At 57.7% G+C, this 25396-nt stretch carries 25 protein-coding genes; 15 read left to right on the forward strand and 10 right to left on the reverse strand.

What is annotated here, in order from left to right; all coding sequences use genetic code 11:
* Positions 1-70 precede the first annotated feature (70 nt).
* The 3 genes from cdd to ABIC80_RS02100 all read right to left on the reverse strand — a co-directional run bounded on the left by cdd (position 71) and on the right by ABIC80_RS02100 (position 2172).
* Positions 71-952, reverse strand: coding sequence for a cytidine deaminase (cdd, locus tag ABIC80_RS02090; protein WP_429175230.1), 882 nt, complete (start codon positions 950-952; stop codon positions 71-73).
* 129 nt (positions 953-1081) lie between these two features.
* Positions 1082-1777 (reverse strand): CidB/LrgB family autolysis modulator, encoded by a 696-nt coding sequence (locus ABIC80_RS02095; RefSeq protein WP_042715907.1) that lies wholly within the window; start codon positions 1775-1777, stop codon positions 1082-1084.
* Positions 1774-2172, reverse strand: a complete 399-nt coding sequence (locus ABIC80_RS02100; RefSeq protein WP_054804179.1) for a CidA/LrgA family protein — start codon at positions 2170-2172, stop codon at positions 1774-1776. The genes ABIC80_RS02095 and ABIC80_RS02100 overlap by 4 nt, the downstream gene beginning before the upstream one ends.
* A gap of 231 nt (positions 2173-2403) precedes the next feature.
* On the opposite strand from ABIC80_RS02100, the gene dusC reads away from it, so the two are divergent.
* The 6 genes from dusC to ABIC80_RS02130 all read left to right on the forward strand — a co-directional run bounded on the left by dusC (position 2404) and on the right by ABIC80_RS02130 (position 10157).
* Positions 2404-3342 carry a tRNA dihydrouridine(16) synthase DusC gene (gene dusC, locus ABIC80_RS02105; RefSeq protein WP_200133313.1) on the forward strand — a complete coding sequence of 313 codons (939 nt, stop codon included), beginning with the start codon at positions 2404-2406 and terminating at the stop codon, positions 3340-3342.
* Positions 3343-3670: 328 nt separating this feature from the next.
* On the forward strand, positions 3671-4999 hold the full coding sequence (locus ABIC80_RS02110) for an OprD family outer membrane porin (protein WP_429175233.1): 1329 nt from the start codon (positions 3671-3673) through the stop codon (positions 4997-4999).
* Positions 5000-5010: 11 nt separating this feature from the next.
* Entirely contained in the window at positions 5011-5883 is an 873-nt protein-coding gene (surE, locus tag ABIC80_RS02115; RefSeq protein ID WP_200579933.1) for a 5'/3'-nucleotidase SurE, read from the forward strand.
* Between the two features lie 56 nt (positions 5884-5939).
* Positions 5940-6773 (forward strand): transcriptional antiterminator BglG, encoded by an 834-nt coding sequence (gene bglG, locus ABIC80_RS02120; protein WP_200580048.1) that lies wholly within the window; start codon positions 5940-5942, stop codon positions 6771-6773.
* A 117-nt stretch (positions 6774-6890) separates the two neighbouring features.
* Positions 6891-8750 (forward strand): PTS beta-glucoside transporter subunit IIABC, encoded by a 1860-nt coding sequence (gene bglF / locus ABIC80_RS02125; RefSeq protein ID WP_429175236.1) that lies wholly within the window; start codon positions 6891-6893, stop codon positions 8748-8750.
* A 15-nt stretch (positions 8751-8765) separates the two neighbouring features.
* Positions 8766-10157, forward strand: a complete 1392-nt coding sequence (locus tag ABIC80_RS02130) for a glycoside hydrolase family 1 protein (RefSeq protein WP_429175238.1) — start codon at positions 8766-8768, stop codon at positions 10155-10157.
* A 16-nt stretch (positions 10158-10173) separates the two neighbouring features.
* Here the strand turns inward: ABIC80_RS02130 and ABIC80_RS02135 are convergent, their stop codons facing one another.
* On the reverse strand, positions 10174-11088 hold the full coding sequence (locus ABIC80_RS02135) for a LysR family transcriptional regulator (RefSeq protein WP_094421042.1): 915 nt from the start codon (positions 11086-11088) through the stop codon (positions 10174-10176).
* 72 nt (positions 11089-11160) lie between these two features.
* On the opposite strand from ABIC80_RS02135, the gene ABIC80_RS02140 reads away from it, so the two are divergent.
* Positions 11161-12117: an MBL fold metallo-hydrolase gene (locus tag ABIC80_RS02140; protein ID WP_428982174.1), complete on the forward strand. Its 957-nt coding sequence runs from the start codon at positions 11161-11163 to the stop codon at positions 12115-12117.
* A 164-nt stretch (positions 12118-12281) separates the two neighbouring features.
* Here ABIC80_RS02140 and yohP read toward each other — a convergent pair whose 3' ends face one another.
* On the reverse strand, positions 12282-12386 hold the full coding sequence (gene yohP / locus ABIC80_RS02145; protein WP_223284180.1) for a small membrane protein YohP: 105 nt from the start codon (positions 12384-12386) through the stop codon (positions 12282-12284).
* Between the two features lie 88 nt (positions 12387-12474).
* On the opposite strand from yohP, the gene ABIC80_RS02150 reads away from it, so the two are divergent.
* On the forward strand, positions 12475-13248 hold the full coding sequence (locus tag ABIC80_RS02150) for an SDR family oxidoreductase (protein WP_200133306.1): 774 nt from the start codon (positions 12475-12477) through the stop codon (positions 13246-13248).
* Here ABIC80_RS02150 and ABIC80_RS02155 read toward each other — a convergent pair.
* Positions 13245-13829 carry a DedA family protein gene (locus ABIC80_RS02155; RefSeq protein WP_429176452.1) on the reverse strand — a complete coding sequence of 195 codons (585 nt, stop codon included), beginning with the start codon at positions 13827-13829 and terminating at the stop codon, positions 13245-13247. The two genes, ABIC80_RS02150 and ABIC80_RS02155, sit on opposite strands and share 4 nt — an antisense overlap.
* Before the next feature lie 158 nt (positions 13830-13987).
* Between ABIC80_RS02155 and ABIC80_RS02160 the strand changes: the two genes are divergently transcribed.
* Both ABIC80_RS02160 and pbpG read left to right on the forward strand, forming a co-directional pair.
* Positions 13988-14575, forward strand: a complete 588-nt coding sequence (locus ABIC80_RS02160; protein WP_094421034.1) for a Yip1 family protein — start codon at positions 13988-13990, stop codon at positions 14573-14575.
* A gap of 172 nt (positions 14576-14747) precedes the next feature.
* On the forward strand, positions 14748-15698 hold the full coding sequence (gene pbpG / locus ABIC80_RS02165) for a D-alanyl-D-alanine endopeptidase (RefSeq protein WP_429175241.1): 951 nt from the start codon (positions 14748-14750) through the stop codon (positions 15696-15698).
* On the opposite strand, the gene ABIC80_RS02170 is transcribed toward pbpG, so the two are convergent.
* On the reverse strand, positions 15699-16253 hold the full coding sequence (locus ABIC80_RS02170; RefSeq protein ID WP_042715932.1) for a GNAT family N-acetyltransferase: 555 nt from the start codon (positions 16251-16253) through the stop codon (positions 15699-15701).
* Positions 16254-16352: 99 nt separating this feature from the next.
* Positions 16353-18113, reverse strand: a complete 1761-nt coding sequence (dld, locus tag ABIC80_RS02175) for a D-lactate dehydrogenase (RefSeq protein WP_429175244.1) — start codon at positions 18111-18113, stop codon at positions 16353-16355.
* A gap of 219 nt (positions 18114-18332) precedes the next feature.
* Here dld and bglX point away from each other — a divergent pair, with 219 nt between their 5' ends.
* The 5 genes from bglX (at position 18333) to ABIC80_RS02200 (ending at position 24510) form a co-directional block, all read left to right on the forward strand.
* Positions 18333-20630 (forward strand): beta-glucosidase BglX, encoded by a 2298-nt coding sequence (gene bglX, locus ABIC80_RS02180; protein WP_305208041.1) that lies wholly within the window; start codon positions 18333-18335, stop codon positions 20628-20630.
* A gap of 140 nt (positions 20631-20770) precedes the next feature.
* Positions 20771-21688 (forward strand): glycine betaine ABC transporter substrate-binding protein OsmF, encoded by a 918-nt coding sequence (gene osmF / locus ABIC80_RS02185; protein ID WP_124967825.1) that lies wholly within the window; start codon positions 20771-20773, stop codon positions 21686-21688.
* Between the two features lie 6 nt (positions 21689-21694).
* Positions 21695-22849, forward strand: coding sequence for an ABC transporter permease (locus tag ABIC80_RS02190; RefSeq protein ID WP_305208043.1), 1155 nt, complete (start codon positions 21695-21697; stop codon positions 22847-22849).
* Entirely contained in the window at positions 22842-23789 is a 948-nt protein-coding gene (locus ABIC80_RS02195; RefSeq protein WP_429175246.1) for an ABC transporter ATP-binding protein, read from the forward strand. The genes ABIC80_RS02190 and ABIC80_RS02195 overlap by 8 nt, the downstream gene beginning before the upstream one ends.
* Complete coding sequence (locus ABIC80_RS02200) at positions 23773-24510, forward strand: ABC transporter permease (RefSeq protein ID WP_242388052.1); 738 nt, start codon at positions 23773-23775, stop codon at positions 24508-24510. Before ABIC80_RS02195 ends, ABIC80_RS02200 begins: the two co-directional genes overlap by 17 nt.
* Here ABIC80_RS02200 and ABIC80_RS02205 read toward each other — a convergent pair.
* Positions 24485-24598 (reverse strand): protein YohO, encoded by a 114-nt coding sequence (locus ABIC80_RS02205; RefSeq protein ID WP_023479821.1) that lies wholly within the window; start codon positions 24596-24598, stop codon positions 24485-24487. The genes ABIC80_RS02200 and ABIC80_RS02205 overlap by 26 nt on opposite strands.
* 60 nt (positions 24599-24658) lie before the next feature.
* Entirely contained in the window at positions 24659-25393 is a 735-nt protein-coding gene (locus tag ABIC80_RS02210; protein ID WP_429175250.1) for a MerR family transcriptional regulator, read from the reverse strand.
* Positions 25394-25396 lie beyond the last annotated feature (3 nt).

The raw sequence follows: 25396 nt of genomic DNA on the forward strand, positions 1-25396 counted from the left end.
GCAAGCGCAAGAAACGGCAGCTCAATCGCGCTGTTTTTCATCACTGCGGCCTTAACCGCAGTGATGCGCATCATAGCGTTACGCGCTCAACCGCTTCGCAACCTAACGCACACAGCGTTGCCGTTGTTGCATCCCACTGCGTTAACGGCGCGTCAGCGCGTTCCGCCAGCACGGCGCGCGTAATGTCCGGGTAGTCGAAACCGCTCAGGCTGAGCAGGTTAAGCGCGCCCTGCAACGGCGGCAGCGTTGGGTTAAACGCCGCGTTCTCCGCATAACGTCCGCTGAAGATCTGCCCATCGCGACAGAGCAGAGCAACGCCGGAAGGGGAGTGGGTATAAGGGGAGTGGCTCTGGCTGGCTGCGGTAATCGCCGCCTGCGTCAGCGCATCGCCGCGCGGGGCGAAACCGTGATCCTGGGCGTCCATCATCAGGGTTTTAATCTCAAGATCTTTCGGCCCGAAGGCATCCGGCAGGTAATCACCGAGCGTATGCGGCGCGCGGCCTGGCAGATTAATGCGCAGCGAAAGTCCGCTGTTGAGTTCATTCATAAACTGTCGGCAGTGGCCGCACGGCGTGTAGTTTACGGTCACCGATTCCAGTGCGGTCTCACCGCGCAGCCAGGCGTGGCTGATGGCGCTCTGCTCAGCGTGCACCGTCTGCTGCATGGTGGCACCGATAAACTCCATATTGGCACCGAAATACCAGCTGCCGCTGACGCCGCGGGCAATCGCGCCAACATTAAAATGGGAGAGGTCGGTGCGGGCGCAGGCGGCAGCGAGGGGCAGCAGCGCGAAGGCCAGCGCATCGGCATCGAGCTGTGTCGCGCTTTGCAACGTTGCCACCTGCTCCGCGCTCAGCATAGCGGGGAAGTGTTCATCCGCCAGCAGAGGCGCCAGCGCGGTCTGAAGTTCACCCGGCAGGCCGGAAAAAGCAGTGTGAAAACGGGAATGCATAGCAGTGCCTCATAGCAGTGTATTGGAGAGACAGTGTACGGGCCTGCTTCGCTTTTATATGTGATTAAAATCACACTATTTATGCAACTAATGAAACGCATTGAAGAATTGCGCGACACATCGCAAATTTTAACCCCACAGCGCAATCAGCAGCGGAAAAAGGAACGGCGCGATAAGCGAGGTGATAATCCCGCAAATCACCAGCGCCAGCGAGCTGAAGGCGCCCTCCTGGTAATCCAGCTCGGCACTGCGCGCGGTGCCCAGCGCGTGCGAGGCGGTACCCATTGCCAGCCCGCGTGCCGATTTGGTCTTGATGCCCATCAGGTTCAGTAAGGTGTGCCCGAAGACCGCGCCAAGCACGCCGACAAAAATCACGCACACCGCGCTGATTGCCGGAATGCCACCAATGCTGCCGCCCACCGCCATCGCAATCGGCGTGGTGACGGACTTCGGTAATATCGAGGCGGCAATCTCCGGCGTGGCCCCCATCAGCAGCGCGATAAGCGTCCCGCTGATCATCGCCACCAGGCTGCCGATAAAGCAGATGGTAATAATCGATTTCCAGCGCGCGCGGATCTGGTGCAGCTGTTCATAAAGAGGAAACGCCAGCGCCACGACTGCGGGTTGCAGCAGATCGTTGAGCACTTTACTGCCCTGGAAGTAGTGATCGTAGGGCGTACCGGTCAGCAACAGCAGCGGTATGATCACCACCATCGCGATAAGTAAAGGGTTAAGCAGCGCCAGCTTAAAGCGCGCGGCCAGTTTGCGGGCAGCGAAAAAGACCGCCAGCGTTAACGGCAGGGACCACCAGATATAGGCCATCACTCTTTTGTTTCCTCACGACCGGCCACTTTACGCTCGCCGTGTACCAGATGGGTACTCCAGCTCACCACCAAAAAGACCACCAGCGTGCTCACCGCGCAGGAGACCACAATCGGGCCGAACTGCGCGCGCAGCACGTCATAATACTGCATAACGCCGACGCCGATAGGCACAAACAGCAGCGCCATGTAGCGAATAAGCAGAAAACAGCCGGGATTAACCCACTTTGCCGGCAGGATCTGCAGCGCCAGCAGGACAAACATAATCAGCATGCCAATAATGCTGCCTGGAATGGCGATCGGCAGCAGTGAGGCGACAAAAATACCCGCATATAAGCAGGCATAGATGAGTGCGAAGGCTCGCAGGTACTGCCAGATGATTATCAGTGATTTATTCATGGTGGAAATCCTTGCTGAAACGCATTCATCATACAATTAAAGCTAAAAACGTGCTACCGATCACATCATGAATTTTGAGCATACCAGACATCCCATTTGGTTAAATTATGTGTTCAAACCGGCCAGAGTGTGAAAAAAAGGGGCGCTAAGCCTTCAGCGCTCGATGATAATGGCACTTTCCTCGCTACCGGAGAGCGGCTACTATGTCGCCTCATTTTTTCGGGGTGATTTATGCGTGTATTACTGGCTCCAATGGAGGGCGTGCTTGATTCTCTGGTGCGCGAGCTGCTGACTGACGTCAATGATTATGATCTCTGCATCACCGAGTTTCTGCGCGTGGTCGATCAGCTGCTGCCGGTAAAATCCTTCCATAAAATCTGCCCGGAATTGCAGCGCCAGAGCCGCACCTCCTCCGGCACATTAGTGCGCGTTCAGCTGTTGGGTCAATATCCGCAGTGGCTGGCGGAAAATGCCGCCCGCGCGGTTGAACTTGGCTCGTGGGGGGTTGATCTGAACTGCGGTTGCCCGTCGAAACTGGTCAACGGCAGCGGCGGCGGGGCGACATTGCTCAAAGATCCGGAGCTGATTTACCGCGGTGCGAAGGCGATGCGCGAAGCGGTGCCGTCGCATCTGCCGGTGACGGTGAAAATTCGTCTTGGCTGGGAGAACTCCGCCCGCCAGTTTGAAATTGCCGATGCGGTAGAGCAGGCGGGTGCCAGCGAACTGACGGTGCATGGCCGAACGAAAGAGGATGGCTATAAAGCCGAGCGCATCAACTGGCAGGCGATCGGTGAGATCCGCCAGCGCCTGTCGATCCCGGTTATCGCCAACGGTGAAATCTGGGACTGGCAGAGCGCGCAGGCCTGCATGGCAGCGACCGGCTGTGATGCGGTGATGATTGGCCGCGGCGCGCTCAATGTGCCAAACCTCAGCCGGGTGGTGAAATATAACGAGCCGCGCATGCCCTGGCCTGAAGTGGTTGCGCTGCTGGCGAAATACAGTCGGCTTGAGAAGCAGGGGGATACCGGTTTGTATCACGTTGCCCGCATCAAGCAGTGGCTGGGCTATCTGCGCAAAGAGTACGCTGAAGCTGGCGATCTATTTGCGGAAATTCGCACCTACAAAACCTCTCAGGATATTGCGGCAGCTATTGCGCGCGTCGAAATATAGGATCCTGCAACGCTACGATGTAATTGCCTCAATTCGTAGCGTTATCTGAGTCACACTTTTACGCTCTTACCTAAATTGCTCGTAGATTATTTCCATGTGGGATGGTATTTATTTACCCACACCATCGCAGGGTTGTTACTGTTAAACAGGCAAAACCTAAACCATCAAATTCACCGCTTGTGAATTTCGGGTTTGGGTTTTTTTGTTTTGATGGTGTGCGTAAATAAAAGCTGTAAAGCAAATAACTATAAGGAATTGTCTGAGCCTTACGCGTTAGCACTATTTTTAACGCGGCAGTTGCGGCCAGCAATATAAAAATGGAATAGAAATGGCACATATTAAATTCGCCTTACCTTTGGCGTTCCTGTCAGGTATTAGCGGTACTAGCGCTTTTGCTAATAGTGAACTGCCCAACACTCAGGGTTTTATTGAAAATAGTCGGTTCGATGTCACGTTAAAAAATGTCTGGATGATTAATACTAATAACCAGCACTCAGAAGCCGGTATTGGTGACCAGAAAGCGTGGGCACAGGGCGCGCTGCTTGATTATCAGAGCGGCTGGTACCGGGATGCTATCGGTATTGATGCCTCATGGTATAGCGTGGTCAAGCTCTACGCGAACAAAGACTTTGCCGGGCGCGATCTGCTGCGCGATAACAACGGCCATGCGGAAGGGTTCAACAAAGTTGGGCAGCTTTACGCCAAGCTCAAATGGGAGGATGAGCATGCGTACGCCAGGCTCTACGCGGGCTGGAAGCAGCTTTATAAGTTTGGCACGCTCAGCGTCACGCGCAGTCGGGCCGCACCAAGTTCATGGCAGGGGGTAAGTCTTGAGAGCGGCATTGGCGATCTCTCTGCCCGCGCCGCCTGGGTCACCCGTTTTTCAGAACGTGATGAACCGGAAAAGCGCCGCATTTATACTTTAAAAACTAATAAGCCCATCGATCATATTGTTACCGGTGATATAAGCTGGAGTCCTGATAAAAATACCCGCGTAAGCTGGCTGGCAGGCGAAAGTGATAATTATCTTTTCCGCCAGGGAATAGAGGCACAATTTGCGTTGCCGCTGGCTGAAAAAGAGTCGCTGTTATTACGCAGTGCCTGGTATTACAATCGCGGGCTGGCAGAGTGGGAAGGCGCGCGTGGATTTACGCATAGCGCGCAGCATATTTTTGCGCTGGTGGGCTATCAATATTACGCAATGGAGTCAGGTGTCGCCTGGTCAAAAACAAAAGCGCCGTTGGATAATGGCCTCGGGCATTTTTATTGGCATATGGGTAAAAACACCCGTGGCGCATTTAATAGCCCGGCGGATGGCGAAGGCAATGATTACGTCAATGATAATGAGCAGATGATTTATTGGTACGGTAAATATGTTCTCTCGCCGGAATTGACCACAGGTATTTTCGCTAATTATGGTTTTGGGGCGAAATATCAGGGCGTCAAATTAAATCAGTGGGAGTATGGCGGTTTTATTGCGTGGACGCCGAAAGCTCTCTCTGGCTTATCGCTGTTTGCCGGCTTTGGTCCGAGCTACAGCTGGAAGCTGGTAAAAGGCAAACCCTGGCTGACGGACGATAAGCGCGATTTCCACCGCTCGCATGGCCTCGGCGGCGGCATCACCATGGAATACAAATTTGGTCTGCATAATCAATAAGGAGATTCACCGTGAATAAAACGTTACTGGCACTTTTGCTCACCGCACTCGCCTCCACCGGCGCTCACGCGGCTGAACGCGCAACGCGCATTTTACTGGTCAACGACGACGGCTGCGACTCCATCGGCACGATCTCCTTACAGGAAAAACTGGCCGCCAAAGGCTTTGATGTCTGGATGGTGGCACCCGCCACCAATCAGAGCGGCATTGGCTCGGCAATTACCTTCAAACCCAACAAAATCTTCGATGTGAAGAAAGTGGCGGAAAAACGCTACTGCTTCCCAGGCACGCCTGCGGATGCCATCGATTTCGGCCTGCTCGGCATTCTGAAAGAGAACCCGCCGGACCTCGTCATTTCCGGTGTCAATGATGGCCCGAACACCGGCGTCACGCAGCTTAACTCCGGCACCGTGGGCGCAGCGGTGCGCGCCGTGCGCTACGGCTACCCGGCGATTGCCGCCAGCATCGGTTACCTGTTCACGGCAGAGGAGCAAAAAGCGGGCTGGCCCAGCACGCATAAATACTGGCCGGACTCGGTCGATTATGTGGTCTCGCTGGTCGATAAGCTTCAGGCAAAACGCCAGCCCGGACAGCCGCTGCTGCCAGCTGGCTCCGGCCTGAGCATCAACTATCCTCCGCTGGCGAAAAGCGCGGTGAAGGGTGAGAAATTTATTGGTAATGAATCCTTCCCCGAAGCGCAGCACAGCTATGTGCTGCTGGAAGATGGTCGTGCACAGCAGGTGATCAATGAAAAGATGCTGATGCCGAACGAGTCGGACACCGATACCGGCTGGCTCAACAAAGGCTATATCACCCTGACGGTGTTCGATGGCCAGTGGAATGCGCCGCAGTATGAAGCCCAGTATCAGGCCCTGTTCCGCTGATGGTGTCACACATCGGCGAGGCCGGTTTCTCTTCCGGTCTGGTTCCGGCGGGCGGCATGCGTATCGCCAAAATATTAAACAATAACGTCGCCGTGGTGCTGGACGAGCAGCAGCGCGAGCAGGTGGTGATGGGGCGCGGTATCGCATTTCAGAAGCGTCCCGGCGATCGGCTCGACGAGGGCGCGATCGAAAAGGTCTTCGCACTGCAAAGCGACGATCTGGTGCGCCGCCTGGGTGAGCTGCTCAATCAGATCCCGCTGGAGGTGATGACCACCTGCGATCGCATTATTGCGCTGGCCAGCGAACGGCTGGGGAAGTTGCAGGAGAGCCTCTATATCACGCTCACCGATCACTGCTACTTCGCCATCGAGCGGCAGAAAAAAGGGCTGCTTATCCGCAACGGGCTGCTGTGGGAGATCAAGCGTCTCTACCCGAAGGAGTTCGCGCTCGGGCATGAAGCGCGCGCGATCATCGCCAGGCGGCTCGGTGTGACGCTGCCGGAAGATGAAGCGGGTTTTATTGCGCTGCATCTGGTGACGGCACAGTTAAACAGCGCGATGCCGGAGGTGATGCATATCACCCGTGCGATGCAGGAGATCCTGCATATCGTGCAGTATCAGTTAAAGCTGGAGTATGACGAAGAGGGGCTGAGCTATCAGCGCTTTGTAACCCATCTGAAGTTCTTCTCCCAGCGCATGCTGAACAGCACGGTGATTGACGACGACGATCTCAGCCTCCACCAGGCGGTGAAAGATAACTACCCGCTGGCGTGGAAGTGCGCCGAGAAAGTGGCGCTTCACCTGGCCAGCACCTATCAGCGGCGGCTGACCAGCGAAGAGACAATGTTTCTCGCGCTCCATATCGAGCGCGTGAGGAAAGAGCAGCGCTAACTGCACCTATGGGTTGTTACTGCATTAACGTGTGCAGGCAAAACCTGAGTCCGTCGCCGCAAGGTGGCGTGGCTCAGGTTTTTTTTTTACTCAGACACAAGAGGTAAGGACACAAGCATGGATTATCAAACGCTGGCGAACGTCATTCTCAGCCACGTTGGCGGCAAGGAGAACATCAGCAGCGTGGTGCATTGCGCTACGCGGTTACGCTTTAAACTCAAAGAGATGAAAAAGGCCGATGCCGACGGGCTAAAAAAAGAACCCGGGGTCATCATGGTCGTGGAGAGCGGCGGACAGTTTCAGGTGGTGATCGGCAACCACGTGCACGACGTCTGGCTGGCGGTATGCGACGCGGCCGGGCTAAAGGAGGATGCGCCGGTCGTTGCAAGCGATGACAAAAGTTCGCTCTTTAGCCGTTTGATCGACATTATCTCGGGCATATTCACCCCCTTTATCGGCATTCTGGCCGCGTCCGGGATCCTGAAAGGCATTCTGGCGCTGGCGGTGGTCTGCAACTGGCTGACGCCAGAGAGCGGCACCTATAAAATCTGGTTTGCCGCCAGCGATGCGCTCTTCTTCTTCTTCCCGCTGGTGCTGGGTTATACCGCCGGGAAAAAATTTGGCGGCAACCCCTTTATCACCATGGCAATTGGCGGAGCGTTAACCCATCCGCTGATGATCGCCGCCTTTGACGCTGCGCAGATGAGCGGGGCGGTGAGCGAAACCTTCCTCGGCATTCCGGTCACCTTTCTCAACTACAGCGGCTCGGTGATCCCGATTATTCTCGCCTCATGGGTCAGCTGCTGGCTGGAGAAGCAGGGCAACCGCTTTTTGCACTCAGCCGTGAAGAACTTCTTCTCGCCGGTGCTCTGCATTGCCGTCACTGTGCCGCTCACCTTTTTGATTATCGGCCCGGTCGCAACATGGCTGAGTCAGGGGCTGGCGAATGGCTATCAGGCCATTTACACCCTCTCTCCCTGGCTGGCGGGTGGCGCGATGGGCGCACTGTGGCAGGTGTGCGTGATATTTGGCCTGCACTGGGGATTAGTGCCGCTGATGATCAACAACATGGCCGTTTTTGGTCAGGACTCAATGCTGCCGATCCTGCTGCCTGCGGTGCTTGGACAGGTGGGCGCCACGCTGGGTATTTTTCTGCGCAGCCGTGACAAACAGCAAAAAACGCTGGCGGGTTCAGCCGTGGCGGCGGGGATTTTCGGCATCACTGAACCGGCGGTCTATGGCTTAACCCTGCCGCTGCGCCGCCCGTTTATCTTTGGTTGCCTGGGCGGCTCGCTGGGCGGAGCGATTGTCGGTTTTAGCGGCACACACACCTACTCCTTCGGCATGGCGAACGTGTTCTCTTTTGCTCAGATGATCCCGCCGGGCGGCATCGATGCCACGCTGTGGGGCGGTATTGTCGGTAGCGCAGCGTCGTTTATGCTGGCATTACTGCTGACCTGCATTGCCGGGCTGCCGAAAGCACCGGCAGCCGTTGCGGCACCTGCGCAAAAAACAGATACAGATGGGATGACGCTGCTGGCACCGATGAGCGGCAGCGTGCTGGCGCTGGACCAGGTGACGGATGCCACCTTCGCCAGCGGTGTGCTGGGGGATGGCGTGGCGATTATTCCGGTGGACTGCCGGGTCGTCGCACCGTTTGCCGGAGAAGTGGCCTCACTGTTTGAAACCAAACATGCGATTGGTTTGCTCAGCGATAGCGGGGTAGAGATGTTGATCCATGTCGGTATCGATACCGTAAAACTGGACGGGAAACCCTTCACCGCGCATGTCAGCGTCGGCGACAGAGTAGAGCCAGGCGATCTGCTGCTTGAATTCGATCGCGCCGCGATCCTTGAGGCCGGCTTCGATCTCGCCACGCCCATTATCATCAGTAATAGTGAAAACTTTGCCAGCGTAAATAACGTGGCACCCACCTCTGTTCAGGCCGGGAAACCGCTGCTGGCGGTAGCCGTGTAATCAAAGGAGAAGAGAATGAAAGCATTTCCAGCAGGATTTTTATGGGGCGGCGCCATTGCCGCCAATCAGGTTGAAGGCGCATGGCAGGAGGATGGCAAAGGCCCTTCGACATCCGATATGCAGCCGAACGGCGTATTTGGCGAGCTTGTTGAGCGCAAAGAGGGCGACAGCGCGCTGAAGGATGTGGCGATCGACTTCTACCACCGCTACCCGGAAGATGTCGCCCTGTTTGCGGAAATGGGCTTTAACTGCCTGCGTATCTCCATCGCCTGGACGCGTATTTTCCCTAACGGCGATGAGAGCACGCCGAATGAAGCAGGGCTGGCATTTTATGATGACCTGTTTGATGAGCTCGCAGAGCACGGCATCACGCCGCTGGTGACGCTGTCGCACTACGAAATGCCGTGGGGATTAGTCAAAGAGTACGGCGGCTGGGGCAGCCGCGAGACGATCCGCTGCTTTGAACACTATGCCCGCACGGTGTTTAACCGCTATCAAAACAAAGTGAAGCTGTGGCTCACCTTCAATGAGATCAATATGTCGCTCCATGCGCCGATGACCGGCGTCGGGTTGCCCAACAGCAGCAGCAAAGCGGAAGTCTACCAGGCGATTCACCATCAGCTGGTGGCGAGCGCGCTGGTGGTTAAAGCGTGCCATGAGATTATCCCGGACGCCAAAATCGGCAATATGCTGCTCGGCGGGCTGATGTACCCGCTCAGCTGTAAACCGGAAGATGTGTTTGAGACGCTGCAGCAGAACCGTAGCTGGGCCTTCTTTGGCGACGTACAGTGCCGCGGGGCCTATCCCGGCTATATGCTGCGCTACTTCCGTGATAACGGCATTGAGCTTGAGATCACCGACGCGGATCGTGAAGCGCTGCGCGCCACGGTCGATTTCATCTCCTTCAGCTACTACATGAGCGGCTGCGTCACCGCCGATGAAGCGCTTAACGAGCAGCTGCGCGGCAATATTCTCAGCATGGTGCCGAATCCGCATCTGCCCAGTTCCGAGTGGGCCTGGCAGATCGATCCGCTTGGCCTGCGCACGCTGCTGAATATGATGTGGGATCGCTGGCAGAAGCCGTTGTTTATTGTTGAGAACGGGCTGGGCGCGAAGGATCATGTGGAGGCGGACGGCAGCATTCATGATGATTACCGCATCGCCTACATGAACGACCATCTGCTCCAGGTGCGTGAAGCGATTGAAGATGGCGTCGAGATGCTGGGCTACACCAGCTGGGGGCCTATCGATCTGGTGAGCGCCTCGAAAGCGGAAATCTCCAAGCGCTACGGTTTTATCTACGTTGACCGCGAAGATGATGGCAGCGGCACGCTGGCGCGCAGCCGCAAGAAGAGCTTCTTCTGGTATCGCGATGTGATCGCCAGCAACGGCGCGAACCTGGAGTAAACGCTCTGGCAGAGCGTCAGACGATAAGCGCAGCGATAAAGGTTTTGAGCCACATCACCGCCGGATCGCTGCTGTGGCGCTGATGCCAGAGCATGGCCACTTCAATTGGTTCCGCATCGAGCGGTAACGGGCTGCGCATCAATCCACGGGTGCGCTGCCACTCATCCGCCAGCCCGGCGGGCACCGTTGCCAGTGCGGGCATCGTCTCCAGTAAACCCGGCAGCGCGGCGAAGTGCGGCGTCGTGTAGTGGATCTGCCGCTGATAGCCGCTTTTTGCCAGCAGGGTATCAAAATGGCTGCTGCTCGCTTCGCGATAGCTGACCATCAAATGTCGCTGCGCGGCAAAGGTCTCCACATCCAGCGGCGCGCTGAGCGTTAACTGCTGCGGATGCCACAGGGTGGCAAACGGCATGGTGGTTAACACTTCGCGCTCCAGCCAGCGCGGCCCGCCAACCGCGACGCTGACCGCCATATCCATTTCTCCGCCCTCAAGCCGTGTGGCATCGCTGAAGGGATCGCTTGCCACCACGTTCAGGCGGATGCCCGGCGCATGCTGCATCAGCGCCGGAATCAGCTTCGGCATCAGCCATATCTCGACCCAGTCCGCCATGCCCAGCGTCAGCGTCGCCTTTGCGGTTTGCGCATCGAACGCCGCCTGTTGAAACAGCGCGCTCTGCAACTGCTCCAGCAGCGGCAGGAGTTCACTGTGCAGTTCGCTGGCGCGGGCGGTGGGCTGCATTTTGTGACCGCTGCGAATAAACAGCGGATCGTCAAACAGCGTACGCAGGCGCGACAGCACGCCGCTCACCGCCGGCTGGCCCAGATGCAATTTATCCGCTGCCGCAGAGACGCTCTGCTCGCGGTAAAGCACGGCAAAAGCGATCAGCAGGTTCAGATCGATCTTGCGGAAATCATTCTCTTTGATAGTCATTATTGCTCCAATCAATTGGAGTGATAGTAGCGGGCGAAGCATACTGGCGCAATGCAAAACAGGAGAGAAATAATGAAATATTATCCGCTACTGCTGGCGCTTACTGCCGCCGGGCTGACTATGCAACACGCCATCGCCACGCCGCTTTCCACCCGGCAGGCACAGGCACCGGGCTACTACCGGATGGCGCTGGGTGACTGGCAACTCACCGCCGTCTCGGATGGGACGGTTAAGGTGCCGCTGGACAAGCTGCTAATCGATATCACACCGCAGCGCTTACAGACGCAGATGGCGCAGGCCAATATGGCGGTGCAGGCCGAAACCTCCATCAACGCCTTTGTCATCAACACCGGTAAGCAGCTGATTCTGGTCGATACAGGTGCCGGAGCGCTGATGGGCGATGCGGGCGGGCATCTGCCGGAGAATCTGCGCGCTGCGGGGATCGATCCGGCCGCCATTGATCTGGTGCTGCTGACCCATATTCATGGCGACCACTCCGGTGGCGTGCAGCGTGATGGCAAACCGGCGTTCCCGAATGCCACCGTGCGCGTCGACCAGCGCGATGTCGATCTGTGGCTTAATCCGAAGCGGGAGTCGGAGGTAGAGGAGGGGCAACGCCACACCTTTGCCGAATCGGAACGCTCGCTACGCCCGGTGATCGATGCCGGTAAGCTAAGCACGTTCCACGCGCCAACAACAATCCTCCCCGGCATTGAGGCGATCCCGGCAGCCGGACATACGCCTGGCAGCGTGATCTACCGCGTTACGCACGGCGGAAAAACCGTGATGCTGTGGGGTGACATTATTCATGCTCAGCCAGTGCAACTGCCCGACCCCAAAGTGGCGATTCATTTTGATGTCGATCGTAAGCAGGCGGTGGCAACGCGCGAGAAGGTGCTGGCGCAGGTGGCGCGTGAAGGTGACTGGGTAGCGGCGGCGCATATCGCCTTCCCGGGGATTGGCAAAGTGATAAAAGCCGGGAACGGTTATCGCTGGGTGCCAATCAATTACAGCGCGAAGGGCGAGTAACATTTGCAAAAGGCCCGGTGGCATTAACGCGCACCGGGCCTGGATCTCCCAGGCCGGATAAGGCTTCGCCGCCATCCGGCAATGTCGCAATGCCTGATGGCGCTGCGCTTATCAGGCCTACAACACCCGAGTCATTCCGCTGAAGCCGCCATCCGGCAGGGGTCTTAGAAAATCATCTTAAAGACGCCGGTTACCACCAGCAGGCCAATCAGGAAAATAATCAGGATCGCCCAAAGTAAAAATTTCATCATTTTCGTCTTCCTTCTCATGTGTTAGTTACAGCAAGCCTAGTCAATCTCTCAACATTGCGCCTTTTTTCTATACTTAACTGCTTATTAAATAATCGGAGAGAAGCGCATGTCGGCAAATAAAGTAGCAATCGTCACCGCCGCAGACTCGGGCATCGGCAAGCAGAGCGCGCTGATGCTGGCAGAGCGGGGATTTGATATTGGCATTACCTGGCACTCGGATGAGCGCGGCGCGCAGGAGACAGCGCAAAAAGTAGAAGCTTTTGGCCGCCGGGCTGAGACCATCCAGCTCGATCTCAGCCATCTGCCGGAGGGCGCACAGGCGATTGAAACCCTTATTGCCCGCTTCGGGCGTATCGACGCGCTGGTCAATAACGCCGGTGCGATGAGCAAAGCCCCGTTTCTCGATCTCACTTTTGAGGACTGGCGCAGCATTTTCACTGTCGATGTCGATGGCGCGTTTCTCTGCTCGCAGATCGCCGCCCGTCATATGGTTAAGCAGGGGCAGGGCGGGCGCATCGTCAATATCACTTCCGTTCACGAGCACACCCCGCTGCCGGAAGCGACTGCCTATACCGCGGCAAAACATGCGCTTGGTGGCCTGACTAAATCGATGGCGCTGGAGCTGGTGCCGCACAACATTCTGGTCAATGCCGTTGCGCCCGGTGCTATCGCCACGCCGATGAACAACATGAGCGATGATGATGCCAAACCCGGCTCGATGCCGAACATTCCGCTGGCGCGGCCGGGCACAACGCGGGAGATCGCCAGTATGGTCGCCTGGCTCTGCGCCGATGATGCCAGCTACACCACCGGCCAGTCGTTTATCATTGATGGCGGCTTTATGCTGGCAAACCCGCAGTTCAAACCGCAAAAAGCTTAGCTATCGCCCGGATTCTCTTCACGCTTTTTCCTGCGGTGGCGAAACCACCACCGCAGGCAGAAGACCAGCGCAATGGCGATAACCACCCAGATCCAGCGCTTCGCATGCTGATCGAAGGACTCCAGCCACGGCGTAATCACTTCCCCGCCAACATAACCCAGCGTGGTGAAGATTAGCGCCCAGATAAACGCGCCTAAGATATTCAGCGGCAGGAAGATTTTCGGTTTTAAATGGCTGGTACCAATCAATATCGGCCCGATAATACGAAAGCCATACATAAAGCGTGTACCAATCACAAACAGATAGGGGTGACGGCGAATAAGCGCCTGCGCCTGATGGATCTTGCCGCGGTAGCGGGTGAAGCGGCGCAAAATTTTAACGCCATAGCGGCGGCCAACAAAGTAGAGCAACTGATCGCCAATGATGCCCCCCATGGCAACCGCGAGCACCACCAGCGGAAAGCGTAGCAGCCCCTGATGCACCGCCACACCGCCAAGCAGGGTGATGGTTTCGCCCTCGGCGAGGCTGCCGACCAGCAGCGCGGCGTAGCCATACTGGCTAATAAGCTGATTGATATCCAGTGTCATTACATCCTCCTGTAAAACGTCTTTAAGCATATACCTGCATCCGGCTTTGCGCTGCGTTCAATCATTTCGGCTTTTTTCTGTTGTACAAAAAATAATCATAAAAGTGACGTATACTTACAGCTCGATGTTCGGGCTTTCAGTGAGGGGGCGTTATGAACCATGTCTGGGGACTCCTGTCCCATCCCGATCGTGAAATGCAGGTGATCAAACGCGAAAACGAGACCGTTTCGCACCACTACACCCACCATGTGCTTATCATGGCGGCCATTCCCGTAATCTGTGCATTTATCGGTACCACGCAGTTTGGCTGGAGCTTCGGCGAGAATGTCGTCGTGCCTCTGTCGTTATCTACCGGTTTTTACCTGGCAATTCTCTTTTATGGCCTGATGCTGGCGGGCGTCGCGGTGATGGGGCGTGTCATCTGGTGGATGGCGCGTAACTATCCGCAGCGTCCGTCGCTGGCGCGCTGCATGGTGTTTGCCGGTTATATCGCAACCCCGATGTTTCTCAGCGGTATTGTCGCACTCTATCCGCTAGTGTGGCTCTGCGCGCTGGTCGGCACCGTCGCGCTCTTTTACACCGGTTATCTGCTCTATGTCGGCATCCCGACCTTCCTTAACATCAACAAGGAAGAGGGGCTCAACTTCTCCAGTTCGACGCTTGCCATCGGCGTGCTGCTGCTGGAGATCCTGCTGGCGCTGACGGTGATCCTCTGGGGTTATGGCTACCGCCTGTTTTAACTCTCCCCGCGTTGCTGGCACACCCTGCTGGCAACGCAATTTCTCGCAACGATTCTTCTCTGGCGGCAACCCTGCGCGGCGGCTATTATGCCAGAGCCAGCCCTGTTATAACTCTCATGAACAGAAGCGGTGTGCGTTATAACGCGCGTGAATAATTTTCAGAAGCCTCACCATGCAGAAATTTCGAGTCTCTCTTTTAAGCCTGGCCCTTGCACTGAGTGCGCCCTTCGCGCCGATGGCGCAGGCAAAAACAGTCGTTGCGGTTGCCGCAGCACAGCCGGAAATCGCCTCCGGCAGCGCGATGATTGTCGATCTGCAAACCAATAAGGTGATCTACTCAAGCCACCCCGATCTGGTGCGCCCGATTGCGTCTATTACCAAGTTGATGACCGCGATGGTGGTGCTGGATGCGCGCCTGCCGCTGGATGAAAAATTAAAAGTCGATATCAGCCAGACGCCCGAGATGAAAGGGATCTACTCCCGCGTGCGGCTGAACAGTGAGATCAGCCGCAAAGATATGCTGCTGCTGGCGCTGATGTCGTCGGAGAACCGCGCGGCCGCAAGCCTCGCGCACCACTATCCCGGCGGCTATAAAGCCTTTATCGCCGCGATGAACGCCAAAGCCCGCGCGCTGGGCATGACCCATACGCGCTACGTCGAGCCGACCGGCTTGTCGATCCAGAACGTCTCCACCGCCCGCGATTTAAGCAAGCTGCTGATCGCCACCAAACAGTACCCGCTGATTGGCCAGCTCAGCACCACGCGCGAAGAGATGGCGACCTTTGCTAATCCGGCCTATACGCTGCCGTTTCGCAACACCAACCATCTGGTCTACCGCGATAACTGGAATATTCAGCTGACGAAAACCGGCTTTACCAACGCTGCGGGCCACTGCCTGGTGATGCGCACGCTGATTGGCAACAAACCGGTGGCGCTGGTGGTGATGGATGCCTTTGGCAAATATACCCACTTTGCCGATGCCAGCCGCCTGCGTACCTGGATTGAGACCGGCAAAGTGCAGCCGGTTCCCGCTGCCGCGTTAAGCTACAAGCGCCAGAAAGCGGCGCAGATGGCACAAACGCCGCCAGGCTCGGCGGGCGAACTGACCGCGCAGAACGATTAATTACTCCGGCAGCGTCCAGTCACCGTCGTTGAGTGGACGCTGCATAATCAACGTATCCCGCCAGTCTCCCTGCTTATAGCCGACGCTGCGCAACTGTCCGGCCACTTCAAATCCATGTTTTTTATGCACTCTTAGCGAACCGGCATTGTTATGCCCGTCGCCAATCACCGCGATCAGTTGCCGCCACGGCCCCTCTTCACAGCGGGCGATCAGCGCGCCAAGCAGCGTCGAGCCGATGCCGCGCCCGGTCATACTGGCATCGACATAAATCGACTCTTCAAGGGTGTAGCGATAAGCCGGACGCGGGCGATAAAAACCGGCGTAGCAGTAGCCGACAATCACACCATGAAAGAGCGCCACCAGCCACGGCAACCCGTCGGCGGCGAGCTTGCTCATGCGGCTGCGCATCTCATCAATCGTGGGGGGCACTTCTTCAAACGAGGCGCGGCCATTCAGCACGTGCCAGGCGTAGAGGGAGGCAATGGCGTGTACATCGTCGGGGCGGGCGTCACGCACCTCGACCGCAGGACCAGAGAGAATATCAACAGCTGACATCGGGCGCGCTCCTTTCAACGCAACGCGCCAGAGAGAGGATTCTCTGGCGCTGTCGCTACTCTATTACGAAAGGCGCGCGCAGCACAAAACGGCGAGGGGCTACTTTATCGCCGGATCGGCGGGATGCTCTGCCTGAGCGGTCTCCTGCCAGAATTTGCGCTTACTCGTCTTACCAATACCGGGGTTCATGCTGTTAGTCGGATCATTTTCCCGATAAAAACGTTTCAGCGCATCCGGCGCTTCATAGAGATGACCGACGTTATGCTCGGCGGGATATTGCGCCCCGCGCTGCGCCAGTAGTGCCAGCATCTGCTCCTTCAGGGCGTGCACATCGACGCCTTTTTTAACAATGTAATCCTGATGGAAAACGTGGCACATAAAGTGGCCGTAATAGAGCTTGTGCACCAGCTGGCTGTCAATCTCTGGCGGCAGGTGCTCAAACCACTCAGTGTCGTTGCGGCGCAGGGCGATGTCGAGCGCCAGAATATCCTCCACCTCGTCGGCATGCACCGCCTGATAGCGGATCGCGGCCCCGGCGGCGGCAAAACGGTGCAGAAACGCTTTGCTCCCTTCCTCCGGCGTACAGACAAAGAAGTCCCCTTCGGCGTCAGCGAAAAAGGCCTTCAGCCAGTTCTGCGCCTCATCAATGCCGCCGCCGGACATGTTCAGCAGCAGATGGTGCTGATACTTATCGCGCCACTCCTTCATGCGCGAGGGGAGATGCGAAGGGAAGAGACCGCTGATTTTTTGCAATGAACGGTCGATAAAGTGCGGTTTAAACACCGTCGCTTTATCGAGCAGCGCATCGGTGCGCCCTTTGATATTGAAAAAGAGCGGCATCTTGTCAGTGCCGAGCTTGTCGATCATCAGGAAGGTGTCTTTACCATAGCGCTCGGCGATATCGTAAATATCGCGGTGCATATACTCCCCGGCGACCGGCAGATGGTCGAAATCGGCCAGAATATGGCGGCGGATCTCCGTTAACACCGCAGTCTGGTTGGTGCCGATATAGAACACCTGCTGGCGCGCTTCTGCCGGGAAGGTGTCGAGACGCACGGCAAATACCGCCAGCTTGCCCGCGCAGCCGGAGGATTCGAACAGGCGATCGGGGTCGGCGTTATAGCGCGCCGGGGTTTCGGCTTCAACATCGCGCACGCGGTTGATGTAATCATGATCGTGGCCGTGGCGCTGGTCGTGAAGCACATCGCCAGGTTGTATACGATCGTCATCCAGCTTGCCGAGGATCTGCTCCGGCGTTTCGCCAAGCTTGATGCCGAGGTGATTAACCAGTTGTAAGCGGCCCTGATCGTCAATGCGCGCAAACAGCGACATCTCGGTGTAGGCCGGGCCGCGCTGCACCAGCGATCCGCCGGAGTTATTGCAGATGCCGCCAATCACCGACGCGCCGATACAGGAGGAGCCAATCACCGAGTGCGGTTCGCGTCCCAGCGGTTTCAGGGCTTTTTCCAGCGAGTAGAGCGTGGTGCCAGGGTAGGCCAGCACCTGCTCACCGTTATCCAGCAGGTGCAGTTTGTCGAGGCGCAGGGTGCTGATAATGACGATATCGCGGTCGTAATCATTGCCGTTCGGCGTCGAGCCTTCCGTCAGGCCGGTGTTTGCCGCCTGCATCAGAATAATTTTGTCGGCAATCACGCAGGCGTTGAGAACGCGCCATAATTCAACCAGCGTGCCGGGAAAGACCACCGCCAGCGCATCGCCCTGGCCGGAGCGGAAACCTTTACGGTAGCGGGCGGTTTTGGCCGGATCGGTCAGCAGGTGAGAAGCACCTACTAATCGTTTGAGTTCGTTAATGAAAGTGTTATTTGACTGGGTCACGATCCACTCCTTGTGGCGAAGCATGAATAAAAAGGATGCTCTGCTTCACGCCGGTTGCAGGCTGCGTGAATGATATTGTGAATATTTCGTTACTAATGTTAGCTCCAGAGGAGGCCCGAAGGGGAGCGAATTAACATAAAAATCAGAGCCTGGCGCTGCAAGACGTGCCAGGATTATGGCACACTGCGTTTTTCCGCGGCCCGTTACCGCGGTTTTTGCTGAAAATACAAGAGAGTAAACGACATGAAATGGCTATGTTCTGTAGGTGTCGCTGTGAGCCTTGCGCTGCAACCCGCGCTGGCCGAAGAGATGATTGCTAACCATCCTTTGACGCCGCAAGCCAGGGACGCCTTTGTCACTGACCTGCTTAAAAAGATGACCGTGGATGAGAAAATAGGCCAGCTGCGCCTGATAAGCGTCGGGCCGGATAACCCGAAAGAGGCGATCCGCGAGATGATTAAAGCCAGCCAGGTCGGGGCTATTTTTAACACCGTCACCCGCCAGGACATTCGTGCCATGCAGGACCAGGCGATGCAGCTTAGCCGCCTGAAAATTCCTCTCTTCTTTGCCTACGATGTGGTGCACGGTCAGCGCACCGTTTTCCCAATCAGCCTTGGCCTCGCCTCAAGCTTTAACCTCGACGCGGTGAAAACCGTCGGGCGCGTCTCCGCTTATGAAGCCGCCGATGATGGCCTGAATATGACCTGGGCACCGATGGTCGACGTCTCGCGCGATCCGCGCTGGGGACGCGGCTCGGAAGGCTTCGGGGAAGATACTTTCCTGACCTCTGAAATGGGCCGCACCATGGTGGAAGCGATGCAGGGCAAAAGCCCGGCGGATCGCTACTCGGTGATGACCAGCGTCAAACACTTCGCCGCGTATGGCGCAGTGGAGGGCGGTAAAGAGTACAACACCGTCGACATGAGCCCGCAGCGGCTGTTCAACGACTATATGCCGCCTTACAAAGCGGCACTCGACGCAGGTAGCGGCGGGGTGATGGTGGCGCTTAACTCTTTGAACGGCACACCGGCTTCCTCCGATTCGTGGCTGCTTAAAGATCTGCTGCGCGATGAGTGGGGCTTTAAAGGCATCACCATTTCCGATCACGGCGCGATTAAGGAGCTGATTAAACACGGCACCGCCGCCGATCCGGAAGATGCCGTGCGCGTGGCGCTGAAGTCCGGCATCAACATGAGCATGAGCGACGAGTACTACAGCAAATACCTGCCGGGGCTGATCAAATCCGGCAAGGTGACGATGGCGGAGCTGGATGACGCCACGCGCCATGTGCTGAACGTCAAATATGATATGGGGCTGTTTAACGATCCCTACAGCCACTTAGGGCCGAAAGAGAGCGACCCGCAGGACACCAACGCCGAAAGCCGTCTGCACCGCAAAGAGGCGCGGGAAGTGGCGCGCGAAAGTATGGTGCTGCTGAAAAACCGTCTGGAAACGCTGCCGCTGAAAAAATCGGGCACCGTGGCGGTGATTGGGCCGCTGGCGGACAGCAAGCGCGACTCCATGGGCAGCTGGTCTGCCGCCGGGGTTGCCGATCAGTCGGTCACCGTGCTGACCGGTATTCGTGACGCGCTGAAGGACAAAGGCGAGGTGATCTACGCCAAAGGGGCGAATATCACCAATGATAAAGGCATTGTTGATTTCCTTAACCTTTATGAACCGGCGGTGGTGGTTGATCCACGCTCCCCGCAGGCAATGATCGATGAAGCGGTAGCCGCAGCGAAGAAATCTGACGTCGTGGTAGCGGTGGTAGGTGAAGCCCAGGGGATGGCGCACGAAGCCTCCAGCCGCACCGATATCACCATTCCGCAGAGCCAGCGCGATCTGATTACCGCCCTGAAAGCGACCGGCAAGCCGCTGGTGCTGGTGCTGATGAACGGGCGTCCGCTGGCGCTGGTGAAAGAGGATCAGCAGGCTGATGCTATCCTGGAAACATGGTTTGCCGGTACCGAAGGCGGCAACGCCATCGCCGATGTGCTGTTTGGTGATTACAACCCTTCCGGGAAATTGCCGATGTCCTTCCCGCGCTCCGTGGGTCAGATCCCGGTCTACTACAGCCACCTGAATACCGGTCGCCCTTATAATGCCGATAACCCGAACAAGTACACCTCCCGCTACTTTGATGAAGCCAACGGCCCGCTCTATCCCTTCGGCTATGGTCTGAGTTACACCACCTTCAAAGTGTCGGATGTGAAGATGTCTGCGCCAACGCTGACCCGCGGTGGCAGCGTGGATGCAAGAGTTGAGGTGACCAACACCGGCAAGCGCGAAGGGGCGACGGTGATCCAGATGTATGTGCAGGATGTCACCGCGTCGATGAGCCGCCCGGTGAAACAGCTGCGCGGCTTTAAGAAGGTCAACCTGAAGCCGGGTGAGACGCAGACCGTCAGCTTCCCGATCGATGTCGACGCGCTCAAGTTCTGGAACCAGCGCATGAAGTACGACGCCGAGCCGGGCAAGTTCAACGTCTTTATCGGCGTCGACTCCGCTCGAGTCAACCAGGGCGAATTTGAATTAAAGTAACCACTCATCAGGCCGGGCAACCGGCCTTTTTTAATACCCGCTTTACCGTTTCGCACCGCTTCACCTTCGCGTCGCTATTTTTCAGCTACGCTTTTTTCTCAAGCTGCTGATAAAGGCAGTAAAAAAATGAGGGATAAATTATGACACTCAGCCGAAAACTTGCCTGCTCAGTGGCGCTAATCGCCGCCGTAAGCTTACCGTTGCAGGCCGCAGAACCGATCAAGGTGGGATCGAAAATCGACACCGAAGGCGCGCTGCTGGGCAATATCATTTTGCAGGTGCTGGAGAGCCACGGCGTAAAAACCGTCAATAAAGTGCAACTCGGCACCACGCCGGTAGTGCGCGGCGCCATCACTTCTGGCGAGCTGGATATCTACCCGGAGTACACCGGCAACGGCGCATTCTTCTTTAAAGAGGAGAACGATCCGGCGTGGAAAAACGCGCAGCAGGGCTACGAGAAGGTGAAAAAACTCGATGCTGAGAAGAACAAGCTTATCTGGCTGACGCCTGCACCAGCTAATAACACCTGGACCATCGCCGTGCGTCAGGATCTGGCGCAGAAGAACAAACTCACCTCCCTTGACGATCTCAGCCGTTACCTGAAAAACGGTGGCGAGTTCAAACTGGCCGCGTCGGCGGAGTTTATTGAGCGTGCCGATGCGCTGCCTGCCTTTGAAAAAGCCTACGGCTTCGATCTGAAGCAGGATCAGCTGCTGTCGCTGGCTGGTGGTGATACGGCGGTGACCATTAAAGCGGCGGCGCAGCAAACATCCGGCGTTAACGCTGCGATGGCTTACGGCACCGACGGCCCGGTGGCGGCGCTCGGCTTACAGACATTAAGCGATCCGAAAGGCGTACAGCCGATCTACGCCCCGACGCCAGTGGTGCGTGAAGCGGTGCTGAAAGCCTACCCGGAGCTGGATAGCTGGCTGAAGCCGGTCTTTGCCAGCCTCGATGAGAAGACCCTGCAGAAGCTGAATGCCAGCATCGCGGTGGAGGGGCTGGATGCGAAGAAAGTCGCGGCGGACTACCTGAAAGAAAAAGGCCTGGTGAAATAACGCGTGATGGAGGGATCGAAACGCTGCCACAACCGCGTGCTGTTGCTGCTGGTTGTGCTGGGAGGGCTGGCGGCGTGGCTGCCGTTTATCAACTATGCGCCAAACCGGCTGGTTTCTGGCGAAGGGCGCGCGCTGTGGCAGCTGTTTAGCGGCCTGTGGCTGCTTGCGCCTGCACTTCTGCTGATCCTCTGTTTTATACCGGGACGCAGCGCGCAGGCAGCAACGCTGGTTCTGGCTGAACTCCTCTTCTGCCTGCTGGTGTGGAGCGCAGGCCGTGCGGCAACGGATCTGGCGGAGAGTGGCAGCGCGCTGGCGCGTACCTCGCCCGGCAGCGGCTTATGGCTATGGCTGGCGCTCAGCCTGCTCGCCTGTAGCGATGCCATTCGCCGCCTTGTTGCTCACCCGGTGTGGCGCTGGCTGCTGCATGTGCAGATTTGGCTATTGCCGCTCTGGCTGCTGCTTAGCGGCGAGCTGGATAACCTCTCGCTGCTGCATGAGTACCGCAACCGCCAGGAGGTGTTTGATGACGCGCTGGCGCAGCACTTAACCTTGCTGTTCGGCACGCTGCTCCCGGCATTAGCCATCGGTTTCGCGCTCGGGCTGTGGTGTTATCGCCATCCGGCGCGGCAGGGGCCGGTCTTTACCGCGCTCAACATTATCCAGACTATCCCCTCGGTGGCGCTGTTTGGCCTGCTGATTGCACCACTTGCCGGGCTGGCGCAGCACTTTCCGTTCCTCGCATCGATAGGCATTGCCGGTACCGGCATCACACCGGCGCTGATTGCGCTGATCCTCTACGCGCTGTTACCGCTGGTGCGCGGCGTGGTTGCCGGGCTAAATGAGGTCTCTGCCGACGTGCTGGAGAGCGCGCAGGCGATGGGCATGAGCGCTGCGCAGCGCTTCTGGCAAGTGCGTATTCCGCTGGCGTTGCCGCTGTTACTGCGCAGCCTGCGGGTGGTGGCGGTTCAGACGGTTGGCATGGCGGTGATCGCCGCGCTGATTGGCGCAGGCGGCTTTGGCGCGCTGGTCTTCCAGGGGCTGCTCAGCAGCGCGCTGGATTTGGTGCTGCTCGGGGTGATCCCGGTTATCGGCCTGGCGGTGGTGATTGACGCCCTGTTTGATCTTGCCCTCGCGCTGTTGAAGGTAAAACACCATGATTGAATTTCACAACGTTTCCAAAACTTTTGCCGGGCAGCGGGCGGTTAATCAGCTCAATTTGCAGATGAAAACCGGCGCGTTTTCGGTGCTGATTGGCACCTCCGGCTCGGGAAAATCGACCACCCTGAAGATGATTAACCGCCTTGTCGAACACGACGAGGGGACAATCACCTTCGCCGGAGAGGAGATCCGCAGCCTGCCGGTGATCGAACTGCGCCGCCGTATGGGCTACGCCATTCAGTCGATTGGGCTTTTCCCCCACTGGACGGTGGCGCAGAACATCGCCACCGTGCTGCAACTGCAAAAGTGGTCGCGCGGCAAACGTGACGCGCGGGTGGAGGAACTGATGGCGCTGCTCGGGCTGGAGCCGGGGCTGCGCGATCGTTTTCCGCACCAGCTTTCCGGCGGGCAGCAGCAGCGTGTTGGCGTTGCCCGCGCGCTGGCCGCCGATCCGGAAGTGCTGTTGATGGATGAACCCTTCGGCGCGCTCGACCCGGTCACCCGCAGCGCTCTGCAACAGGAGATGGTGCGCATACACCGCCTGCTCGGGCGTACCATTGTGCTGGTGACCCACGATATTGATGAAGCGTTGCAGTTAGCCGATCACCTGGTTTTGATGGATGGCGGCAACGTCGTGCAGCAGGGGACGCCGCTGGAGATGCTGACCGCGCCGCAGAATAACTTTGTGCGCGAATTTTTTGGCCGCAGCGAGCTGGGCGTGCGCCTGCTCTCCCTGCGCCAGGTGAGCGACTATCTGCGTAACGACCCGGTCAGCCACGGCGAGCCGTTGCAGGCACAGATGAGCCTGCGCGAGGCGCTCTCCGCGTTTGTCGCCCAGCGCTGCGAGGTGTTGCCGGTGCAGGATGCCCATGGGCAGCCCTGCGGCAGCCTCCATTTCCGCGATCTGTTACGCGGGGAGGCGGGCCGTGAAAATATTGCGTGATCCGCTGCTCTGGCTGCTGGCACTGTTTATCGCGTTGCTGATGTGGTTGCCCCACAGCGCGCCGCTGTTTAGCGCGCTCTTTCCGCAACTGCCGCGCCCGGTCTATTTGCAGGAGAGTTTTGTCGCGCTAACCCTTGCCCACTTCTCTTTGGTCGCGCTCTCAAGCGTTATTGCGGTAGCGATTGGCATGGGCGTCGGCATTGCCGTAACGCGACCCGGTGGGGAAGAGTTTCGCCCGCTGGCAGAAACTATCGCCGCCGTCGGGCAGACCTTTCCGCCGGTGGCGGTGCTGGCGATTGCGGTGCCGGTGATGGGCTTTGGCAAAGCGCCCGCCATTATTGCGCTGGTGCTCTATGGCGTGCTGCCCATTTTACAGGGGACGCTGGCGGGGATCGCTGCGGTTCCGGCAAGCGTACAGAGCGTGGCGCAGGGGATGGGCATGAGCGGCTGGCAGCGGTTGCTTAATGTGGAGTTGCCGCTGGCCGCACCGCTGATTGTCGCCGGGGTTCGCACGTCGGTGATTATCAATATCGGTACGGCAACCATTGCTTCTACGGTCGGGGCAAGCACGCTGGGAACGCCGATTATCATCGGCCTGAGCGGGTTTAATACGGCCTATATTGTGCAGGGGGCAGTGCTGGTGGCGCTGGCGGCAATCATTGTCGATCGGGGCTTTGAACGGCTGGCGCTACGGCTCAACCGGCACCGCCGCGCACGATAAACGAATAACCAGCCAGCATTACGCCGCCGATCCCGCCGATGGCCATCAGCAGAAAGATCGCGATGACAAGAATTTTACCAGGCTTCATCTCAGGCTCCTTTTAAGTGAGGCCGGCATTATAAAGGCATTGTGAGTTGTTAATGAAACATTAAATGCCGAGAAGCCACACCTGATGCCCCGTCTCCTGCCAGGCCTGCAACTGCTGCTGTTGCGCGGAGGAGGGGGAGTCGCCGCACCACACCAGCAGCATCTTGCCTTTGAACATCTCCGGATGAAACTGAGTGAACGGGTGCGCAAGAATGCCGACCTGCCACTCCTGCTGACTGGCGATCCAGCCTTCAATCCACATCCGCGTGCTGTCCTGGACACCCCAGCCGACCACCAGCGCCGGACGGCCATGCGGCTGCTGCCGCGACGCCGATAAGTTGTCGGCTATCAGGCTAATCAGAATGCCATCCAGCAGGCTAAGCTTTGCCTGGTAAGCGGGGCGCGTGCCCTGCAAGCGTGCGCGTAAGGGGTTAATCAACTGCTGTGCCAGCGTTTTTGCCGGGTGGTCGCGCATCAGCTCGCTCAGCCACTGCTGGAGGGTGTTGCCATCTCGCTGTTGCAGCAGATGCATCGCCCGCTCCTGATGGCTTTGCCAGACGTAGTGACGCTTGTCGCTGCTGTTCGCCAGCAGCGCCTGAACTTTACTCACCTGCACGCCCGATTCAACCCAGTGCTGGATTTCACGAATACGATCGATGTCCGCCTCGCTGAAGAGCCGGTGGCCGCCATCCGTGCGTTGCGGGGTTAACAGACCGTAGCGGCGTTGCCACGCACGCAGTGTGACGGGGTTGATATCGCATAACAGAGCGACTTCACCGATAGTGTAAAGCGCCATGAT

The sequence above is a fragment of the Kosakonia sp. 1610 genome, assembly GCF_050435845.1.
In the GTDB taxonomy this organism is placed as follows: Bacteria; Pseudomonadota; Gammaproteobacteria; order Enterobacterales; family Enterobacteriaceae; genus Kosakonia; species Kosakonia cowanii.

What these genes read in the sequence shown, in the direction of transcription:
- ABIC80_RS02140 (WP_428982174.1), top strand. Translation starts at nt 11,161, where the DNA reads ATGAAATATTATCCGCTACTGCTGGCGCTTACTGCCGCCGGGCTGACT.
- bglF (WP_429175236.1), top strand. Translation starts at nt 6,891, where the DNA reads ATGGATTATCAAACGCTGGCGAACGTCATTCTCAGCCACGTTGGCGGC.
- ABIC80_RS02135 (WP_094421042.1), bottom strand. Translation starts at nt 11,088, where the DNA reads ATGACTATCAAAGAGAATGATTTCCGCAAGATCGATCTGAACCTGCTG.
- ABIC80_RS02190 (WP_305208043.1), top strand. Translation starts at nt 21,695, where the DNA reads ATGGAGGGATCGAAACGCTGCCACAACCGCGTGCTGTTGCTGCTGGTT.
- bglX (WP_305208041.1), top strand. Translation starts at nt 18,333, where the DNA reads ATGAAATGGCTATGTTCTGTAGGTGTCGCTGTGAGCCTTGCGCTGCAA.
- dld (WP_429175244.1), bottom strand. Translation starts at nt 18,113, where the DNA reads ATGCTTCGCCACAAGGAGTGGATCGTGACCCAGTCAAATAACACTTTC.
- ABIC80_RS02160 (WP_094421034.1), top strand. Translation starts at nt 13,988, where the DNA reads ATGAACCATGTCTGGGGACTCCTGTCCCATCCCGATCGTGAAATGCAG.
- ABIC80_RS02210 (WP_429175250.1), bottom strand. Translation starts at nt 25,393, where the DNA reads ATGGCGCTTTACACTATCGGTGAAGTCGCTCTGTTATGCGATATCAAC.
- cdd (WP_429175230.1), bottom strand. Translation starts at nt 952, where the DNA reads ATGCATTCCCGTTTTCACACTGCTTTTTCCGGCCTGCCGGGTGAACTT.
- pbpG (WP_429175241.1), top strand. Translation starts at nt 14,748, where the DNA reads ATGCAGAAATTTCGAGTCTCTCTTTTAAGCCTGGCCCTTGCACTGAGT.
- ABIC80_RS02150 (WP_200133306.1), top strand. Translation starts at nt 12,475, where the DNA reads ATGTCGGCAAATAAAGTAGCAATCGTCACCGCCGCAGACTCGGGCATC.
- ABIC80_RS02170 (WP_042715932.1), bottom strand. Translation starts at nt 16,253, where the DNA reads ATGTCAGCTGTTGATATTCTCTCTGGTCCTGCGGTCGAGGTGCGTGAC.
- ABIC80_RS02195 (WP_429175246.1), top strand. Translation starts at nt 22,842, where the DNA reads ATGATTGAATTTCACAACGTTTCCAAAACTTTTGCCGGGCAGCGGGCG.
- ABIC80_RS02130 (WP_429175238.1), top strand. Translation starts at nt 8,766, where the DNA reads ATGAAAGCATTTCCAGCAGGATTTTTATGGGGCGGCGCCATTGCCGCC.
- ABIC80_RS02100 (WP_054804179.1), bottom strand. Translation starts at nt 2,172, where the DNA reads ATGAATAAATCACTGATAATCATCTGGCAGTACCTGCGAGCCTTCGCA.
- ABIC80_RS02205 (WP_023479821.1), bottom strand. Translation starts at nt 24,598, where the DNA reads ATGAAGCCTGGTAAAATTCTTGTCATCGCGATCTTTCTGCTGATGGCC.
- dusC (WP_200133313.1), top strand. Translation starts at nt 2,404, where the DNA reads ATGCGTGTATTACTGGCTCCAATGGAGGGCGTGCTTGATTCTCTGGTG.
- ABIC80_RS02110 (WP_429175233.1), top strand. Translation starts at nt 3,671, where the DNA reads ATGGCACATATTAAATTCGCCTTACCTTTGGCGTTCCTGTCAGGTATT.
- yohP (WP_223284180.1), bottom strand. Translation starts at nt 12,386, where the DNA reads ATGAGAAGGAAGACGAAAATGATGAAATTTTTACTTTGGGCGATCCTG.
- osmF (WP_124967825.1), top strand. Translation starts at nt 20,771, where the DNA reads ATGACACTCAGCCGAAAACTTGCCTGCTCAGTGGCGCTAATCGCCGCC.
- bglG (WP_200580048.1), top strand. Translation starts at nt 5,940, where the DNA reads ATGCGTATCGCCAAAATATTAAACAATAACGTCGCCGTGGTGCTGGAC.